Origin of the sequence: Stenotrophomonas sp. PS02297, assembly GCF_029959705.1 — a bacterium.
In the GTDB taxonomy this organism is placed as follows: Bacteria; Pseudomonadota; Gammaproteobacteria; order Xanthomonadales; family Xanthomonadaceae; genus Stenotrophomonas; species Stenotrophomonas nitritireducens.
This window is the reverse complement of record NZ_JASCOS010000035.1, coordinates 1-18,179: the sequence shown is the minus strand read 5'-3', so window position 1 is coordinate 18,179 and position 18,179 is coordinate 1. Positions and strand designations below refer to the sequence as shown.

Here is an 18,179-nt window from a genome sequence, read left to right as displayed (position 1 = left end):
CCTTCTTAGCAGGTATCCGCTCCCGGTTCACGGGCCTGCCGCTCCCTGCGCCTGCAGCCACAGGCGGAAACGCCGCAGCGGCTCGCGTTCCTGGCGCGAGCGCAACCGCGTGAGCCAGTAGCGGCCCAGCGCCAGTGTCTGCGCGAAGGGTTGCAGCAGTCGGCCGTCGGCCAGGTCCTGCTCGAACATGCGCAGTGGCAGCAGCGCCACGCCAGCGCCAGCCGCGGCGGCGCTGGCCAGCGCCAGCGAGGAATCGAACACCGGGCCTCGCGCCTCCACGCCGGTGATACCGGCAGCCTGCAGCCAGCGCGCCCATTCGTCGTTGCGGTAGGAGCGCAGCAGCGGCACGCCGGCCAGGTCGCGCGGTTGCCGCAGACGCCGCGCCAGTGCCGGCGCGCAGACCGGAGCGGAAGGGGCGTCGACGATCGGCGTGCAGTCCTGTCCCTGCCAGTCGCCCTCGCCGAAGCGGATCGCCAGGTCCAGGCCCTCGCCGGCGAGGTCGATGCGGTTGTTGTGGGTCTGCAGGCGCAGCTCGATATCCGGGTGCGCGGCCTCGAAATCGCCCAGCCGCGGCAGCAGCCAGCCGGTGGCGAAGGTACCGACCACGCCTACCGTCAGCACCTCGCGGAAGCGGCCGCCGGTGAAACGGTCCAAGGCGATGGCGATGCGGTCGAAGGCGTCGGTGAGCACCGGCTGCAATGCCGCTCCCTCGTCGGTGAGCGCCACGCCGCGCGGCAGGCGATGGAACAACGTGACCTGCAGGCGGTCCTCCAGCGTGCGGATCTGGTGGCTCAGCGCGGCCTGGCTGACGCACAGCTCCAGCGCCGCGCGGGTGAAATTCAGATGGCGCGCGGCGGCCTCGAAGGCGCGCAGGGCATTGAGCGGGAGCTGGGGGCGGATCATGCCGAAGCCATGATGAAAGATGATGGGTGGGCCCATTATTCCTGTATGGAATGGCGGAAGTACGGTCTTTGCCGCCAATAAATCTAATGGCTTCCGATGGTTTTTCGCGCTGGTGGAAGGGGGCCGTGGTTTCCAATAATCGCCGCCGTCCCACGCCCAGGGAGAGCCGCATGATCGTCCGTCGCCAGTTCCTCGCCTTCGGTGGTGCCGCCCTTGCCGGCATCGTCGCCGCGTCCGCGATGGCCCGTGCCGCCGCCAGGGCGGAGCCTGCTTCCGCGGCTGCCGGTTTCGCCGCGCTGGAGGCCGAAAGCGGCGGCCGGCTGGGCGTGTGCCTGTGGCATCCGGCCAGCGGCGCACGCTTCGGGCACCGCATGGACGAGCGCTTCCCCATGTGCAGCACGTTCAAGTTCCTGCTGGCGGCCGCGGTGCTGCATCGCGCCGGGCGCGGCCGGCTGTCGCTCGACCAGCGCGTGCCGGTGCGTAAGGTCGACATCCTCGGCAACTCGCCGGTCACCGCGCGCCATGCCGGCAAGGACCTGAGCGTGCGCGACCTGTGCCGGGCGACGCTGACCACCAGCGACAACGCCGCGGCCAACCTGCTGCTGCCGCTGGTCGATGGACCGGCCGGGCTGACCGCCTTCCTGCGTGCGCAGGACGACGCGGTCACCGTCGCCACGCGCTACGAACCGGAAGCCAACCGCTTCGCGCCGGGCGACCCGCGCGACACCACCAGCCCGGCGGCGATGGCCGGCAACCTGCAGCGTTTCGTGCTCGGCGACGCGCTGGACGAGGCGTCGCGGCGGCAACTGGCCGACTGGCTGATCGACAACGAGACCGGCGCCGCGCGCCTGCGCGCGGGCCTGCCCGGGGGCTGGCGGGTGGGCGACAAGACCGGCGGCAACGGCCGCGACACCACCAACGACATCGCCTTGCTGTGGCCGGAACGAGGCGGCTCGCCCTGGGTGCTGGCCAGCTACCTGCAGGGGTCGGTGCTGGACGACGACGGCCGCAACGCCATCCTGCGTCGGGTCGGCGAGGTGGCCGGCGACCACCTGCGCTGACCGGCCCGGCCCGGGCTGCAACTGCTTGCGCGGCCTGCCATCGGCATCGCGAGCACCCCGCTGGCCGTGCACCCGGAAGCGGTTGCGCTGCGCAACGAAACCATCCGCCGCCATGGCGATGAGCGGACCCCGGCAGCGCTTGGATTGGCGCCCCCAGCGCACGCGCCCGGCCTGTTACGCACGGTGACTATCATCGCCCCGGCACACCGTCCGGCCTGGGGCGGTGCATGGATACGGGGCAGGTGATGGACAGCGACAACTGGCAGCGCGTACGCGAACTCTTCGATGCGGTGTGCGACCTGCATCCCTCGCATTGGCGGACCGAACTGGCGCGGCTGAGTGCTGATCCGGAGGTGGTCGCCGAAACGCTGGAACTGCTGGAGGCGCAGACCGTCGACCTGTCGCGCGTGCAGTCGCCGCTGCGCGGATTGCTGGAGGCCGGCGTGCAGACCGAACGCGCCGAAGGCGAACGGCTGGGGCCGTGGCGGCTGTGCGAACGCCTCGCCAGCGGTGGCATGGGCGTGGTGTTCCGCGCCGAGCGCGCCGACGGCCTGTACACGCAGGAAGTGGCGATCAAGGTCCTGCATGCCACGCCCGATCCGCGCATCGCCGAACGGCTGGCCGCCGAGCGGCGCATCCTCGCCGGCCTGCAGCACCCCAACATCGCGCGCCTCTACGACGGCGGCACCACGCCCGGCGGCCAGCCCTACCTGGTGATGGAATACATCCACGGCCAGGCGCTGGATGCCCATTGCCGCCGTTGCCGCCTGGATCTGCGCCAGCGGCTGACGCTGTTCCTGAAGGTATGCGCGGCGGTCCAGGCCGCGCACACGCGGCTGGTGCTGCATTGCGACCTCAAGCCGGCCAACATCCTGGTCCGCGCCGACGGCGAGCCGGTGCTGCTGGACTTCGGCATCGCGCGGCTGGTCGGGAACGACGGCGATCCGGGCCGGCAGCCGTTCTTCACTCCCGGCTACGTGGCGCCCGAGCTGCGCGCGGGCGAGCCGGCGGGCATGGCCAGCGACGTCTACAGCCTGGGCATCGTGCTGGCCGGACTGCTTTCCGCGCAGGATGCCGCGCGCGGCCCGGCCGCCGGACAGGCGCCGCTGCCGCCCAGCCATCTGGCGGATGCGGGCTGTACCTGGCGCGGCGCGTTGCGCGGCGACCTGGACGCGATCGCGATGCGGGCGGTCGCCGCGTCGGCGCAGGAGCGCTATCCCTCGGTCGAGGCGCTGGCCGCCGATGTCCGCCGCCACCTGGGACACCGCCCGGTGCTGGCGCGCGGCGGTGGCGGGTTCTACCGCGGTGGGCGGTGGCTGCGGCGCAACTGGAAGGGCATCGCCGTGCTGATCGGCATGCTGCTGCTGGCGGGCGCCTTCGTCTGGCGGCTGGCCGAGGCCCGTGCCGAGGCCGAGCGGCAGACGCAGGTTGCCGAGCAGGTGAGCGCTTTCCTGGTGTCGATGTTCGAGGCGGCCGACCCGCGCGAGAAAGGCGCGCGCGCCGGCGAGGACATCACCGCGCGCGAAGTGCTCGACCGCGCCGCTGCGCGGGTGGACGCAGAGCTGGAGGCCTCGCCCGAGGTGCAGGCGAGGCTCAAGGGCGTGATCGGCCTGGCCTACCGCAACATGGGCGACCTGGTGCGGGCCAACCCGATGATGCGCGCCTCCGCCGAAGCGCTGGCGGCCCGCGGCGGTGCGCGGAACATCGACGAGGCCGCGCGCCAGTTCAACCTGCTGGCCGGCAGCCACGCCAACAACCGCAACGGCCGCGAAGGCGAAGCGCTGGCCCGGCGCGCGCTGGCCCTGCTCGGGCAGCAGCCGGCGGACAGCTTCCGCGTCGCCCAGGCCTACAACTCGCTGGGCCTGTCGCTGCTGTCCGAGCAGCGTTACGGCGAGGCGGAACTGGCCTTCAGGCAGGCGCTGCAGCGGCACGAACTCGCGCACCGCGACCAGTTCATCGGCGTGACCTTCGACAACCTGGGCATGATGTACCGGCGCAAGGGCGAGCTGGCCGCGGCAGCGGCGGCGTTCGAGCGCTCCACACCGATCTTCCAGCGGATGTTCGGCCAGATGTCCTTCGATTACTGGGCCAGCGACAGCGAGCGCAGCCTGGTGCTGCTCGACCAGGGGCGGTTCGACGAGGCGATTGCCGCGTTCGAGGCCAACCTGGTCCGCGCGCCGCGCATCTTCGGCGAGCGCAGCGTGTACTACATCAGCGGCACCAGCCGCCTGGCCGCTGCGTTGATCCGCAAGGGCGATTACCTGCGGGCCGACGAGCATGTGCGTGCGGCCCTGAAGCTGTCCGCCGAGGTGATGGGCGAGGACAGCTTCAATTATTCGATGATGCTGGAAACGGCGGCGCAGCTGGCCGAAGCCCGCGACGACCGGGTGGCCGCCGAAGCGGCCTGGCGCCGGGCATTGGCGGTGCGCCGCGCCGCTATCGGCGATGGGCATCCGGATGCGCTGGATCTGGAGCTGCAGCTGGGCCTGTTCCTGGCCCGGCAAAGCCGGGTCGAAGGCGACGCGCTGGTACGCCATGCTCATGCGGCCTGGTTGCCGCGGATTCCGGCCGGCAGCGCAAATGGGCTGCGGCTGCGCCAGGGATGGGCGGAATGGCTGCTGTTGAAAGACCGCCGGCAGGACGCCCGGGCCGCGTTGGCGGCGGTGGCCGCCGAAGCCGCGGCGGCCAGCCCGGAGGTCGCGCTCCGCCAGCAGGTGCTGCAGGCCACCCTGCTGCAGCGCGAAGGCGACGCGGCGGCGGTCGCCGCATGGCGCGATGTGGTGGCTGCCAGCACGTCCCTGTTCGGCGCGCAGTCCGCCTGGACGGCGCGTTGGCGGCTTGCCCTGGCCGATGCCCTGGTCGCCGCCGGGCAGCGCGGCGCGGGCGAATCCGCGCCGGCGCTGCAGGTGCTGCGGGCGCAACTGGTCGCGGACAGCCCGCTGCTGCATCGCGTGGAGCAGGCGCGGCAATGAGCGCCTGCGGCTTGTGGCGGCCGGAGGCAGCGGCTAGGGTCGGGGCATGAAGCGCTCTTTCCTCGCAGGTCTCCTGCCGCTGTTCTTCGTCCCGGTCGCGTCCTCGGCGGCACCGGCCCGCTCCGTCGCCGATACCGGCGCTGCCGCGTTCCTGGCGGCCCTGGCACAGCATTGCGGGCAGGCCTTCGTCGGCCGCGTGGTGACCAACCAACCCGCGGGCGCCACGCCCGACCCCTTCGAGGGCAAGGCGCTGGTGATGCACGTGCGCGGGTGCGATGCGCCGGACCAGGAACTGCGGGTGCCGTTCCATGTCGGACAGGACCGTTCGCGGACCTGGGTGCTGACCCGCATCGGCGAACACCTGCGGCTGAAGCACGACCATCGCCATGCCGATGGCAGCCCGGACCAAGTCACTCTCTATGGTGGCGACACCCAGGACGCGGGCACCGCGCTGCGCCAGCAGTTCCCGGTGGACGCCGCATCCGTGGCGATGTTCGAGCGCGAGGGCATGGCCGGCTCGGTCCGCAACACCTGGGCGATGGAAGTGGAGCCCGGCCGGCGCTTCCTGTACGAACTGTCGCGTCCGGACGGCCGTCTGTTCCAGGTCGAGTTCGACTTGGCCCATCCCGTCCCGGCGCCGCCGGCGCCCTGGGGCGCCGATGCAGCCGCAACGGAAAAGGGCGCCTGACCGGCGCCCTTCCGTTTCCTGCGGCAGGCGTCTTCAGCGTGCGCCGAAGCGCGCGCGGCAGCCGCCGTTCACCCACAGGCTGTTGCCGCTGTAGCCCCAGTTGCGGCCTTCCACGCACTGGGTCTTGGACAGCTGCTGGATCAGCACCGGCCGGCCCTGGCGGCGTTCCCAGGCGCAGGAACGCATGCGGTTGTCGTCGCTGCTGCATTCGATGCTGTAGTTGGAGCTGCCGCCCCAGTTGCCGTTGCCGCCGCCCCAGCCGCCACCGCGGCCCTCGGCGAACTCGGCGCGGCAGCCGTCGCTGACCCACACCGCGCCATTGCTGCTGCCCCAGTTGCGGCCCTCGACGCACTGCGACTTGGACAGCTGGCGGACCAGGGTGGCGCTGCGCCAGTCGGTGCGGCACACGCGCTGGCGGTTGTCGTTGCTCTCGCAGCGGATGGTCTGGCCGTTGCCGGTGTTGCCTCCGCCCCAACCGCCGCGGCCTTCGGCGAACTCGGCGCGGCAGCCGTTGTCGACCCAGACCGAGCCGTTGCTGCTGCCCCAGTTGCGGCCTTCGATGCATTGGGTATTGGACAGCTGGCGCACCAGCACGGCACCGCGCCAGCCGGTGTTGCACACGCGCTGGCGGTTGTCGTTGCTCTCGCAGCGGATGGTGCCGCTGTTGCCGTTGCCGCCGCCGTTGCTCCAGCCGCCGCGGCCCGGGCCGAAGTCGGCGCGGCAGCCGTTGCCGACCCACACCGTGCCATCGCGGCTGCCCCAGTTCTGGCCCTCCACGCAGCGGGTGCTGGACAGCTGGCGGACGATGATGGCGTCGCGCCAGCCGGTATTGCAGACCTGCTGGCGGTTGTTGACGCTCTCACAGCGCACCGCGGCGACCGTGCCCGGGCCGTTGCCATAGGGCGACTGCGCGGCGGCGCCGGCGGCGAGGAAGGCGCCGGGCAGGAGGGCGGAAAGTCCGGCGAGCAGAAGCGGGCGGTTCATGGCGGCGTCCCTGTTCAGGTTTGGATGGGCGAACTATAGGAAGAGTCTGGCTTAAGCGGGCGTGACTGCGGCGCGGATTTGCCCCGTTCGCCGGCCGGCCGCAAAATAGCCGGCTCGCCGGCGCCCTCCCGTGCCGGTATTCCCCTGCGGAGCTTCCCATGCGTACCCACTTCTGCGGCCTGGTCGACGAGACCCTGATCGGCCAAACCGTGACCCTCGCCGGCTGGACCGACGTTGCCCGCAACCAGGGCGGCGTCTGTTTCATCGATCTCCGCGATCACGAAGGCATCGTGCAGGTGACGGTCGAGATCGACAACGCCGAGGTATTCGCGGTGGCCGCGTCGCTGGGCTACGAGGACGTGCTGCAGGTCGAAGGCGTGGTGCGCGCGCGCCATGCGGTCAACGACAAGATGCGCACCGGCAAGGTGGAGGTGATCGCCAGCGCCATCACCGTGCTCAACAAGGCCGCGCCGCTGCCATTCCACGCCCACGAGAATCCGGGCGAAGACACCCGCCTGAAGTACCGCTACCTGGACCTGCGCCGCCCGGAAATGCAGCGCATGCAGCGCACCCGCATCAAGCTGGTGCAGACCCTGCGCCGCCACCTGGACGCGCGCGGCTTCCAGGACATCGAGACCCCGATCCTGACCAAGGCCACCCCGGAGGGCGCGCGCGACTTCCTGGTGCCGGCGCGCATGCACCCGGGCGAGTTCTATGCCCTGCCGCAGAGCCCGCAGCTGTTCAAGCAGATCCTGATGGTGGCCGGCTTCGACCGCTACTACCAGATCGCGCGCTGCTTCCGCGACGAGGCCCTGCGCGCCGACCGCCAGCTGGAATTCACCCAGCTGGACATGGAGTTTGCCTTCGTCCGCGAGCGCGACGTGCAGGATTTCGTCGAGGACATGATCCGCTCGATCTTCAAGGAAGTGGTCGACGTCGAACTCGATGCGCCGTTCCCGCGCATGACCTGGGCCGAGGCGATGCGCCGCTATGGTTCGGACAAGCCGGACCTGCGCATCGCGCTGGAACTGGTCGACGTGGCCGAACTGGTCAAGGACAGCGAGTTCGCGGTGTTCACCGGCCCGGCCAATGACGCCGACGGTCGCGTCGCCGCGCTGCGCATCCCCGGTGGCGCCACCCTGTCGCGCAAGCAGATCGACGAGTACGCCGCCCACGCCGCCAAGTACGGCGCCAAGGGCCTGGCCTACATCAAGATCGCCGACAACGGCGAAGTCAGCTCGCCGATCCAGAAGTTCTTCAGCGAGCAATCCTTCGCCGCGCTGGTCGCCCACGTCGGTGCCGGCAACGGCGACATCGTGTTCTTCGGCGCCGGCGGCTACAACAAGGTCTCCGATTTCATGGGCGCGCTGCGCCTGAAGGCCGGCAAGGACTTCGGCCTGGTCGCCGCCGGCTGGCGTCCGCTGTGGGTCACCGACTTCCCGATGTTCGAATGGGACGAGGAAGAGCAGCGTTACGTCGCCCTGCATCACCCCTTCACCGCACCGGCGGTGGACGACGTGGCCGACCTGCGCGCCAACGCGAAGACGGCGGTGTCGCGTGGTTACGACATGGTGCTCAACGGCAACGAGATCGGCGGCGGCTCGATCCGCATCCACCGCCCGGAAATGCAGAGCGCGGTGTTCGAACTGCTCGGCATCGGCGCCGAAGAGGCACGCGGCAAGTTCGGCTTCCTGCTCGATGCGCTGAACTACGGCGCGCCGCCGCACGGCGGCATCGCTTTCGGCATCGACCGCATCGCCGCGCTGATGGCCGGCACCGAGTCGATCCGAGACGTCATCCCGTTCCCGAAGACCACCGGCGCGCAGTGCCTGATGACCGACGCGCCGTCGCCGATCGCCGACGCGCAGCTGGCCGAAGTGCACGTGCAGGTGCGGGAAAAGGCCAGGAGCGAGTGATCAGGGACGAGAAGCGGGTGAGGGAAAGAGCGCGGCAGCTTCGGCTTCCCGCTCGTTCTTCGTGCCTCGTTTCTCTCGACCGGTTCCGGGCCGCATGATCCGTCGCGCCACTCCTGCCGACGCCGCCACGCTGTGCACGCTGGCCGAACGCACCTTCGTGGAAACGTTCGGTCATCTGTATCCACCGCAGGACCTGGCCGATTACCTGGCGGGGGCCTACCCGGTGGAACTGCAGCGTGGTCAGCTGGAGTCGGGCGACTACGCCGCCTGGCTGCTGGAAATCGACGGCGAGGCGGTCGGTTTCGCTTTCGCCGGTCCCTGTGGCCTGCCGCATGCCGAGGCGCGGCCCGGAGACGGCGAGCTGAAACGGCTCTATGTGCTGCGCGACCACCAGAGCGGTGGCTGGGGCGGCAGGCTGTTCGCGCAGGCCGAGCGATGGCTGCTGGAAGGCGGGCCGCGCACGCTGTGGATCGGCGTCTGGTCGGAAAACCTCGGCGCGCAGCGCTTCTACGGCCGGCACGGCTTCGGCAAGGTCGGCGAGTACGAATTCCCGGTCGGCCGGACGCGCGACCGCGAGTTCATCCTGCGCCGCCTGCCCTGACCTTCCCCGCGATGCCGGCGGACAGCATCCGCAAGAGCCTTGCCGGGCGCCGTCGGCCGGGGATGTCCCGGCCTGTGTCGCTTCACCCGGCGTTGCGGAACGTTCGGCTTCAATCCCGGCGTGACCCGAAGCGCCGCCGCCGGCGCAGGACAGGATGGGAGGCATGACGCACCGCGTACTGCTGCTGCACGGCATCTGGAACGCACGGGCCTGGGTGGGGCCGTTGGCGTGGCGCCTGCGCGCGCGCGGCTTCCAGGTCGGCGCCTTCGGCTATCCCAGCGTGTTCGGCGGCCCGGACGTGGCGGTGCCGTCGCTGATCGAGCGGTTGCGTGGGCAGGGCAGGATCTCGCTGGTCGGCCACAGCCTCGGCGGCCTGGTCGCGCTGGAAGCGTTGCGGCAGGAACCCGGGCTCGACGTGCCGCGCGTGGTCTGCCTGGGGTCGCCGCTGTGCGGCAGTGAAACCGCGCGCACCCTGGCCGGGCATGGCTGGGCGGCGGCGCTGGGGCGCAGCGGCGGCCTGTTGCTGCATGGCCTGCCGGAATGGCATGGGCGGGCGCAGGTAGGGCTGGTGGCCGGCAGCGTGCCGCATGGCCTGGGCGCGCTGATGGGGGCGCTGCATGGCGACTCCGACGGCACCGTCGCTTTGGCCGAAACCCGCCTGCCGGGCCTGGCCGATCATTGCGTCGTTCCGGTCAGCCACAGCGGGCTGGTGCTGTCGCCCGAAGTAGCGGTCCTGACCGCCGCGTTCCTGCGCGACGGACGCTTCGGCGCAGGCGCCGCGCAGCGGGCCGCATGACGGGCCGCCGTGCGGGGATCGGGTAGAATCCGCCCCCTGTTCCCGACAGATGTACGGTAATCCCCATGGGTAGAGGTCCTTCCATCGAAGCCCGCAAGAACGCGTCCGACGCGAAGCGCGGCAAGATTTTCACCAAGATCATCCGCGAGATCGGCGTGGCCGCCCGCGGCGGTGGAGGCGACCCCAACAACAACCCGCGCCTGCGCGTGGCCATGGACAAGGGCCTGGCCGCCAACATGTCCAAGGACGTGATCGAGCGCGCCATCAAGAAGGCCACCGGCGAACTGGAAGGCGTCGAGTACGAGGAAATCCGCTATGAAGGCTATGCGCCGGGCGGCGTGGCGGTCATCGTCGACTGCCTGACCGACAACCGCGTGCGTACCGTGGCCGACGTGCGCCACGCTTTTTCCAAGTGCGGCGGCAACATGGGCACCGAAGGCTCGGTGGCCTTCATGTTCAAGCGCCTGGGCGTGCTGGCCTACGCGCCGGGCGCGGACGAGGAGAAGATCACCGAAGCCGCCATCGAGGCCGGCGCCGACGACATCGTGGTGTATCCGGACGACGGCTCGCTCGACGTGGTCACCGCGCCTGAGAATTTCCAGTCGGTGAAGGACGCGATGGAGGGCGCCGGCCTGGCCCCCGGCCACGCCGAGATCACTTTCCGCGCCGACAACGACATCGCCGTCGCCGGCGACACCGCCCTGCAGGTGAAGAAGCTGCTGGACATGCTCGAGGACCTGGACGACGTGCAGGACGTGTACTCCAACGTCGACCAGGCCGGGCTGGAGCAGGCCTGACGGCGCGCCTGCGTCCCGTCATGTGAGACGGCGGCCGCCGATCATGGCCGCCGTTCCCCTCCGGCCGCCATGGCAATGACCCGCATCCTCGGCATCGACCCCGGCTCGCAGCGCACTGGCATCGGCATCATCGAGATCGATGCCGGCGGTCGTGCCCGCCATGTCCACCACCAGCCGCTGGTGCTGCTGGGCGCGGCGGATTTCGCCCAGCGCCTGAAGCGGCTGGTGCACGGCGTGCATGCGTTGATCGACGAGTACCAGCCGCAGGAAGTGGCCATAGAAAAGGTGTTCATGGCCAAGAACGCCGACTCGGCGCTCAAGCTCGGCCAGGCGCGCGGCGCGGCGCTGTGCGCGGTGGTGCTGCGCGACCTGCCGGTCAGCGAGTACGCCGCCACCGAGATCAAGCTGGCGGTGGTCGGCCGCGGCAGCGCGGAAAAGCAGCAGGTGCAGCACATGGTCGGGCTGATGCTCGGCCTGCAGGGCAAGCTGCAGGCCGACGCCGCCGACGCGCTGGCCGTGGCCATCACCCATGCGCACGTGCGCGCCACGGCCAACCGGCTGGGCGTGGGCGCGCGCATGGCCTGGAGCCGCAAGTGAACGGGCTGTGCCCGCCCATGCCGGACACCGGAGCCGGCATGCCCGCCCGCGACTTGCGGATGCAGCGGATGGCGGGCCTGTGCGCCCTGTGCAGCCTGCTGTCCTGCATCGCGGTGCTGGGCGCCTGCGCCATCGCCGGCTTGCCGCAGGGGCTGGCGCAGGTCCTGGCGGTCGCGGCGGGCGCGGCCTGGTGCCTGTCGGCGTGCTTCGTGCTGTATGCATGCCTGCGCAGCGGGGTGATCGTTTCCCCGCTGGGGCTGCGCTTCACGCACCGGCAGGCAGACGCGCGCGACCGCCAGCACGTGGATTACTGGCTGTTCCTGCTGTTCTTCGCCATGCTGCTGCTCAGCCTGACCGGCGCGCTGTACCTGGCGGCGGTCTTCGTCATTCCATCTTTCCAGGGAAATCCATGATCGGTCGTCTGCGCGGCATCCTCGCCCACAAGGCTCCCCCGTGGCTGGTGATCGACGTGGGCGGCGTCGGCTACGAACTGGAGGCGCCGATGAGCACCTTCTACGACCTGCCCGACATCGGCCGCGAGGTGGTGCTGTTCACCCATTACGCGCAGAAGGAGGACAGCGTGTCGCTGTACGGCTTCCTGCGCGAAGGCGAGCGGCGGCTGTTCCGCGACGTGCAGAAAGTCACCGGCATCGGCGCGAAGATCGCGCTGGCGGTGCTGTCCGGGGCCAGCGTGGACGAGTTCGGCCGGCTGATCCAGGCCGGCGACATCACCGCGCTGACCCGCATTCCCGGCATCGGCAAGAAGACCGCCGAGCGCATGATCGTGGAACTGCGCGACAAGGCGGCCGATTTCTCCGGCGGCGGTTCGCCGATGGCCGGGCCGCTGGCCACCGATCCGGTGTCCGAAGCGACGGTGGCCCTGCAGCAACTGGGTTACAAACCCGCCGAGGCGGCGAAGATGGCGCGCGATGCGGCGGCCGAGGGCGACGATGTCGCCACGGTGATCCGCAAGGCGCTGCAATCGGCGCTGCGCTGACGCATCCCTTCATCCCGGGCGACCGAAACCACCATGTCCCACGCTGCTTCCCAGCCTGAAACCTCCGGCCACCATGGCAGTCCGGGCGCCGCCGGCGGCCTGGCGCTGATCGTCGGCGCCATCGGCGTCGTGTTCGGCGACATCGGTACCAGCCCGCTGTACACGCTCAAGGAGGCGTTCTCGCCGCACTACGGCCTGGACAGCGACCACGACACGGTGCTCGGCGTGCTGTCGCTGGCGTTCTGGGCGCTGAACATGGTGGTCACGCTCAAGTACGTGACCATCATCATGCGCGCAGACAACGACGGCGAGGGCGGCATCATGGCGCTGATGGCGCTGGCCCAGCGCACCCTGCGCAACGGCTCGCGCTCGGCCTACGTGGTCGGCATCCTCGGCATCTTCGGCGCCTCGTTGTTCTTCGGCGACGGCGTGATCACCCCGGCCATCACCGTGATGGGCGCGGTCGAGGGCCTGGAGGTGGCCGCGCCCGGCCTGGGCCGGTTCGTGGTGCCGATCACCCTGGTGGTGCTGGCCATCCTGTTCGCCGCGCAGCGCTTCGGCACCGAGAAGGTGGGCAAGGTGTTCGGGCCGGTGATGCTGGTCTGGTTCCTGTCGCTGGCGGCGATCGGCATCTGGAACATGATCGCCGCGCCGGAGGTGCTCAAGGCCTTCAACCCGTGGTGGGCGGTGCGCTTCTTTATGGAGCACGGCTGGCACGGCATCTTCATCTTCGGTGCGGTGGTGCTGGCGGTGACCGGCGGCGAGGCGCTGTACGCGGACATGGGCCATTTCGGCGCGCCGCCGATCCGCCACGCCTGGTACTTCTTCGTGCTGCCGTGCCTGGTGCTGAACTACCTGGGGCAGGGCGCGCTGGTGCTGCAGCGGCCGGACGCGGTGGCCAACCCGTTCTTCGAGGCGGTGCCGGGCTGGGCGCTGTACCCGATGATCATCCTGGCGACCATGGCGGCGGTGATCGCCAGCCAGTCGGTGATCACCGGCGCGTTCTCGGTCTCGCGCCAGGCCATGCAGCTGGGTTACATCCCGCGCATGCGCATCCTGCATACCTCGCACGACACCATCGGCCAGATCTACATCCCCGGCATCAACTGGGGGCTGGCGCTGATGGTGTTCGGGCTGGTGCTGGCGTTCCGCAGTTCCAGCAACCTGGCCGTGGCCTACGGCATCTCGGTGTCGGCGACGATGCTCATCGACACCCTGCTGCTGGCGCTGGTGGCGCGCACGCTGTGGCCGCGCGCGCGGCACGGCATCGTCGCGCTGTGCGCGGTGTTCTTCATGATCGACCTGGGCTTCGTCATCGCCAACGGCGCCAAGCTGCTGCAGGGCGCCTGGGTGCCGGTGGCGCTGGGCATCGTGCTGTTCACGATGATGCGCACCTGGCGCCGCGGCCGCGAACTGCTGCGCGACGAGGTGCGCAAGGACGGCATCCGCATCGACACCTTCCTGCCGGGGCTGATGCTGGCGCCGCCGGTACGGGTGCCGGGCACCGCGGTGTTCCTGACCGCCGACCCCACGGTGGTGCCGCATGCGCTGATGCACAACCTCAAGCACAACAAGGTGCTGCACGAGCGCAACGTGTTCCTGCACGTGGAAACCCTGCCGGTGCCGTACGCGGCGGCGGGGCAGCGGCTGAAGATCGAGCCGGTCGGCGACGAGTTCTACCGCATCTACGTCCGCTTCGGCTTCATGGAGACGCCCGACGTGCCGCTGGCGCTGATGCGCTCCTGCGACCACGGCGGCGTCTACTTCGACCCGATGGACACCACGTTCTTCGCCAGCCGCGAGACCATCGTCGCCAGCGCCAACCGCGGCATGCCGGTCTGGCGCGACAAGCTGTTCGCCTTCATGCACCGCAACGCCGCCCCGGCCACCAACTTCTTCCGCATCCCCGGGAACCGGCTGGTGGAACTGGGCGCACAGGTGGAGATCTGATGGGGCAGGGCATCGGGCGCCGCGTGCGGCGCGAAGGCGTCGATGGGCGCCTCCGTTCCACGCGCCGTTGCCGCTTCTCCGCCATAATCCGCGCATGACCGAAAACCGCATCATCGCCGCCGGCGCCACCCGCGAAGACGACGCTGCCGATGCCAGCATCCGCCCGCGCCGCCTGGCCGACTATCTCGGCCAGGCGCCGGTGCGCGAGCAGCTGGACATCTACATCCAGGCGGCGAAGTCGCGCAGCGAGGCGCTGGACCACGTGCTGATCTTCGGCCCGCCCGGGCTGGGCAAGACCACGCTGAGCCACGTGATCGCCAACGAGCTGGGCGTGGGCCTGCGGGTGACCTCCGGGCCGGTGATCGAGAAGGCCGGCGACCTGGCCGCGCTGCTGACCAACCTGCAGCCGTACGACGTGCTGTTCGTGGACGAGATCCATCGCCTGTCGCCGGTGGTCGAGGAAGTGCTGTACCCGGCGATGGAAGACTTCCAGATCGACATCATGATCGGAGAGGGCCCGGCCGCGCGCTCGATCAAGCTCGACCTGCCGCCGTTCACCCTGATCGGCGCCACCACCCGCGCCGGCCTGCTGACCGCGCCGCTGCGCGACCGCTTCGGCATCGTGCAGCGGCTGGAGTTCTATTCGACCGAGGAGCTGACCCGCATCGTGCGCCGCTCGGCGGTCATCCTCGGCATCGATTGCAGCGCCGAGGGCGCCGGCGAGATCGCGCGCCGCTCGCGCGGTACCCCGCGCATCGCCAACCGCCTGCTGCGGCGCGTGCGCGACTATGCGCAGGTCAAGGCCGGCGGCCACATCGACCAGGCCGTGGCGCAGGCCGCGATGCAGATGCTCAAGGTCGATCCGGAAGGCTTCGACGAGCTGGACCGGCGCCTGCTGCGCACCCTGGTGGAGTATTTCGACGGCGGTCCGGTCGGCATCGAATCGCTGGCCGCGGCACTGTCGGAGGAGCGCGGCACGCTGGAAGACGTGGTCGAACCCTACCTGATCCAGCAGGGCTTCCTGGTGCGCACCGCACGCGGCCGCATGGCCACCCACAAGGCCTACCGGCACATGGGCCTGAAGCCCAAGGCCGCGCCGGCCGACCTGTTCGTGGAGCAGCCCGATGTCGATTGAGGCCCGGTTCAGTTGGCCGACACGCATCTATTGGGAAGATACCGACGCTGGCGGCGTGGTCTACCACGCACGCTACGTGGCCTTCATGGAACGCGCGCGCACCGAATGGATGCGGGCGATGGGCTATGGACAGGAAGCCATGCGCAGTGGCGAAGGACAGGTGTTCGTGGTCCGCGCGATGACGCTGGATTTCCTCAAGCCGGCCAGGCTGGACGATGCGTTGCAGACCACGGTGGAACTGCTGCATTGCCGCCGCGCCAGCCTGGTGATCGGCCAGGCGGTGCTGCGCGACGGCCTGCCGCTGGTGACCGCGCAGGTGCGCCTGGCCGCGGTCGGGGCCCGCGATTTCCGGCCGCAGGCCATGGACGACACGCTGTACGCCACGCTCAAAAAGTTCGAAACCCAACACGCGCAAGATTGAGGAACATCGGATGATCGCTTTGCTTCTGGCCCTGCAGGCCACCGTGACCGAGGCGCTGCCGGCGGATGTCAGCGCCGCCGCGGCGCAGACCGTGGCCCGCGCCAGCCATGGCGGCATCAACTACCTGGACCTGATGCTCAAGGCCAGCATCCCGGTCAAGCTGATCGTGCTGCTGCTGCTGGCCGGCTCGTTCATCAGCTGGGTGATCATTTTCCGCAAGGCGCGCGTGTTCAAGGCCGCCGACCGCGCCGCCGACGACTTCGAGAACCGCTTCTGGTCCGGCGCCGACCTCGGCAAGCTGTATGCCTCGGCCGCCGACCGCAACCGCTCGGTCGATGGCCTGGAAGCGATCTTCGAGTCCGGCTTCCGCGAGTACAGCCGCCTGAACGGCCGCCGCGGGCTGGACAGCCGCACCCAGCTGGAAGGCACCCAGCGCGCCATGCGCACCACCTTCGCCCGCGAGGTCGACGGGCTGGAGCGCAACCTGGAACTGCTGGCCAACATCGGCTCCAACGCCCCGTACGTGGGCCTGGTTGGCACCGTGTTCGGCATCATGGTGACCATGCACGACATGATCAGCAGCGGCGAGCAGGCCGGCATCGCCTCGGTCGCGCCCGGCATCTCCGAGGCGCTGTTCGCCACCGCCATCGGCCTGTTTGTGGCGATCCCGGCGACGTGGGCCTACAACCGCTTCACCACCCGCGTGGAACGGCTGTCGGTGCGCTACGAGACCTTCGCCGAGGAGTTCAGCTCGATCCTGCAGCGCCAGTCCGGCGAAGAGTAAGCGGCCATGATCTCCGGCATTTCCCGGCGCAAGCGCCGCAAGCTCAAGTCCGAGATCAACGTCGTGCCGTACATCGACGTGATGCTGGTGCTGTTGATCATCTTCATGGTGACCGCGCCGCTGCTCACGCTCAGCTTCGAGGTCGACCTGCCGACCTCCAACGCCAAGGCGCTGGAGAGCAAACAGGACCCGGTCATCGTCTCGGTGCTGGCCGACGGGCAGCTGAGCCTGAAGCTGCCCGACGCCAAGACCCCCGAGCGCATGGAGCCGGCCGCGTTGCAGGCGCAGCTGGGCGCGATGGCCTCGCAGGACAAGAACCTGCGGGTGATCGTCGCCGCCGACCGCAGCGTGACCTATGAAAAGGTCGTGTCCGCGATGGACGTGATCAAGGCGGCGAAGATCGAAAAGGTGGGTCTGGCGACCGATGCACGCTGACGCTCTGCCTCCGCCGCGCGACCCCGGCAACGAATGGGGCCTGCCCGTCGTACTGGCGTTGCTGGTGCACGTGCTGGTCGCGCTGGTGTTCATCGTGGCCTGGCTGTGGTCGCCTTCGCGCAGCACCGAAGCCGCCGCCGGCGACCCGGCGGTGGAGGCCAGCCTGGAGCTGTCTGCGGCTGAAGCCGCGGCCGCGCGCAGCGCGCTGCGCGCCTCGGAGAAACTGCCGCCGCTGCCCGAGCCGGTACAGGACGTGCAGCCCGAGCCGGTACCGGAAGACACGGTCCCGCCGCCGCAGCCGATCCCCGAGCCGCGACCGCAGGACGCGCCCACGCCGCAGCAGCACAACGCGCAGGAACGCATCGCCCAGCCGGACACGGTCGATCAGGAGCGGGTCAGCGCGCTGGCCATCGCCGAAGAGAAGGCCAGGCAGGAGCAGGAGGCCAAGCGCCGCCAGGAACAGATCGACCTGACCGAGCGCAAGCGCGTGGAAGAGGCCGAGCAGAAACTGCGCCTGGCCAAGCAACAGGAAGAAGCCGACCGGCAGAAGAAGCTGGCCGACGAACAGCGCAAAGCCAACGAGGCCAAGGCCGAACAGGAGCGCCAGCAGAAGATCGCCGAGATCCGCCGCAAGCGCGAGCAGGCCGAGCGCGAGGTCAAGCTTGCCGAGCAGCGCCAGCGCCAGGTGGCCGATGCCCAGGCGCGCGCGCAGGCCGCCTCGTCCAGCGCCTCGCCGGGCAGCGCCGCGCCGCAGGCATCGCCGGGGCAGGGCGGCACCAGCAACGACCTGACCGCCAAATACGCCGCGGCGATCCAGCAGGCGGTGCTCAACCAGTGGGTGCGGCCGGACAGCATTCCGCGCGGCCAGCGCTGCCGCCTGACCATCCGCCAGCTGCCCGGCGGCGAGGTGGTCGAGGTGCAGTTCGCCGCCGGCTGCCCGTACGACGATGCCGGCCGGCGTTCGGTCGAGGCGGCGGTGCTCCGCGCCCAGCCCCTGCCGTACCGCGGTTTCGAATCGGTGTTCCAGCGCACGCTGAACTTCACCTTCGAAGCGCAGGACCGCTGAATCGCGGCGGCTTCACGCCGCCATCGGCACCTTTGATGGCGCATCCCGCCCGGGCTGCCGGCACCGTATACGGTGC

At 70.1% G+C, this 18,179-nt stretch carries 18 protein-coding genes; 16 read left to right on the top strand and 2 right to left on the bottom strand.

All coding sequences use genetic code 11. The features are described from left to right. Window positions 1-27: 27 nt before the first annotated feature. Entirely contained in the window at window positions 28-903 is an 876-nt protein-coding gene (locus tag QMX80_RS09210; protein WP_055768511.1) for a LysR substrate-binding domain-containing protein, read from the bottom strand. A gap of 170 nt (window positions 904-1,073) precedes the next feature. Between QMX80_RS09210 and bla the strand changes: the two genes are divergently transcribed. The 3 genes from bla (at window position 1,074) to QMX80_RS09195 (ending at window position 5,624) form a co-directional block, all read left to right on the top strand. After that, window positions 1,074-1,964: a class A beta-lactamase gene (bla, locus tag QMX80_RS09205; RefSeq protein WP_282276620.1), complete on the top strand. Its 891-nt coding sequence runs from the start codon at window positions 1,074-1,076 to the stop codon at window positions 1,962-1,964. Window positions 1,965-2,191: 227 nt separating this feature from the next. Next, the gene (locus tag QMX80_RS09200) at window positions 2,192-4,936 is read left to right on the top strand and encodes a serine/threonine-protein kinase (RefSeq protein ID WP_282276619.1); all 2,745 of its coding nucleotides are present in this window, start codon (window positions 2,192-2,194) and stop codon (window positions 4,934-4,936) included. Window positions 4,937-4,982: 46 nt separating this feature from the next. Next, on the top strand, window positions 4,983-5,624 hold the full coding sequence (locus tag QMX80_RS09195) for a hypothetical protein (RefSeq protein ID WP_282276617.1): 642 nt from the start codon (window positions 4,983-4,985) through the stop codon (window positions 5,622-5,624). 33 nt (window positions 5,625-5,657) lie between these two features. On the opposite strand, the gene QMX80_RS09190 is transcribed toward QMX80_RS09195, so the two are convergent. Continuing rightward, window positions 5,658-6,608: a DUF3011 domain-containing protein gene (locus QMX80_RS09190; RefSeq protein WP_282276615.1), complete on the bottom strand. Its 951-nt coding sequence runs from the start codon at window positions 6,606-6,608 to the stop codon at window positions 5,658-5,660. Between the two features lie 158 nt (window positions 6,609-6,766). On the opposite strand from QMX80_RS09190, the gene aspS reads away from it, so the two are divergent. The 13 genes from aspS to tolA all read left to right on the top strand — a co-directional run bounded on the left by aspS (window position 6,767) and on the right by tolA (window position 18,103). Then, complete coding sequence (aspS, locus tag QMX80_RS09185) at window positions 6,767-8,524, top strand: aspartate--tRNA ligase (RefSeq protein WP_282276613.1); 1,758 nt, start codon at window positions 6,767-6,769, stop codon at window positions 8,522-8,524. Between the two features lie 94 nt (window positions 8,525-8,618). Continuing rightward, a complete protein-coding gene (locus QMX80_RS09180) occupies window positions 8,619-9,125 on the top strand; it encodes a GNAT family N-acetyltransferase (RefSeq protein ID WP_055767961.1) in 507 nt (168 codons plus the stop codon). A gap of 163 nt (window positions 9,126-9,288) precedes the next feature. Further along, the gene (locus tag QMX80_RS09175) at window positions 9,289-9,921 is read left to right on the top strand and encodes a cobalamin adenosyltransferase (RefSeq protein ID WP_055767963.1); all 633 of its coding nucleotides are present in this window, start codon (window positions 9,289-9,291) and stop codon (window positions 9,919-9,921) included. A 65-nt stretch (window positions 9,922-9,986) separates the two neighbouring features. Beyond that, on the top strand, window positions 9,987-10,718 hold the full coding sequence (locus QMX80_RS09170; protein WP_055767965.1) for a YebC/PmpR family DNA-binding transcriptional regulator: 732 nt from the start codon (window positions 9,987-9,989) through the stop codon (window positions 10,716-10,718). Between the two features lie 75 nt (window positions 10,719-10,793). Further along, window positions 10,794-11,315, top strand: a complete 522-nt coding sequence (gene ruvC, locus QMX80_RS09165; RefSeq protein WP_282276611.1) for a crossover junction endodeoxyribonuclease RuvC — start codon at window positions 10,794-10,796, stop codon at window positions 11,313-11,315. A 38-nt stretch (window positions 11,316-11,353) separates the two neighbouring features. Next, entirely contained in the window at window positions 11,354-11,728 is a 375-nt protein-coding gene (locus QMX80_RS09160; protein WP_282276610.1) for a hypothetical protein, read from the top strand. Continuing rightward, on the top strand, window positions 11,725-12,312 hold the full coding sequence (gene ruvA / locus QMX80_RS09155) for a Holliday junction branch migration protein RuvA (RefSeq protein ID WP_273080385.1): 588 nt from the start codon (window positions 11,725-11,727) through the stop codon (window positions 12,310-12,312). Before QMX80_RS09160 ends, ruvA begins: the two co-directional genes overlap by 4 nt. Window positions 12,313-12,345: 33 nt before the next feature. Beyond that, the gene (locus QMX80_RS09150; RefSeq protein ID WP_055767975.1) at window positions 12,346-14,262 is read left to right on the top strand and encodes a potassium transporter Kup; all 1,917 of its coding nucleotides are present in this window, start codon (window positions 12,346-12,348) and stop codon (window positions 14,260-14,262) included. Window positions 14,263-14,356: 94 nt separating this feature from the next. Next, complete coding sequence (ruvB, locus tag QMX80_RS09145; protein ID WP_055767979.1) at window positions 14,357-15,397, top strand: Holliday junction branch migration DNA helicase RuvB; 1,041 nt, start codon at window positions 14,357-14,359, stop codon at window positions 15,395-15,397. Further along, window positions 15,387-15,818 carry a tol-pal system-associated acyl-CoA thioesterase gene (gene ybgC / locus QMX80_RS09140; protein WP_282276608.1) on the top strand — a complete coding sequence of 144 codons (432 nt, stop codon included), beginning with the start codon at window positions 15,387-15,389 and terminating at the stop codon, window positions 15,816-15,818. Before ruvB ends, ybgC begins: the two co-directional genes overlap by 11 nt. Before the next feature lie 10 nt (window positions 15,819-15,828). After that, window positions 15,829-16,602, top strand: coding sequence for a protein TolQ (gene tolQ, locus QMX80_RS09135; RefSeq protein WP_055767984.1), 774 nt, complete (start codon window positions 15,829-15,831; stop codon window positions 16,600-16,602). A 6-nt stretch (window positions 16,603-16,608) separates the two neighbouring features. Next, the gene (gene tolR / locus QMX80_RS09130; protein ID WP_055767987.1) at window positions 16,609-17,037 is read left to right on the top strand and encodes a protein TolR; all 429 of its coding nucleotides are present in this window, start codon (window positions 16,609-16,611) and stop codon (window positions 17,035-17,037) included. Then, window positions 17,027-18,103 (top strand): cell envelope integrity protein TolA, encoded by a 1,077-nt coding sequence (gene tolA, locus QMX80_RS09125; RefSeq protein WP_055767989.1) that lies wholly within the window; start codon window positions 17,027-17,029, stop codon window positions 18,101-18,103. The genes tolR and tolA overlap by 11 nt, the downstream gene beginning before the upstream one ends. Window positions 18,104-18,179 lie beyond the last annotated feature (76 nt).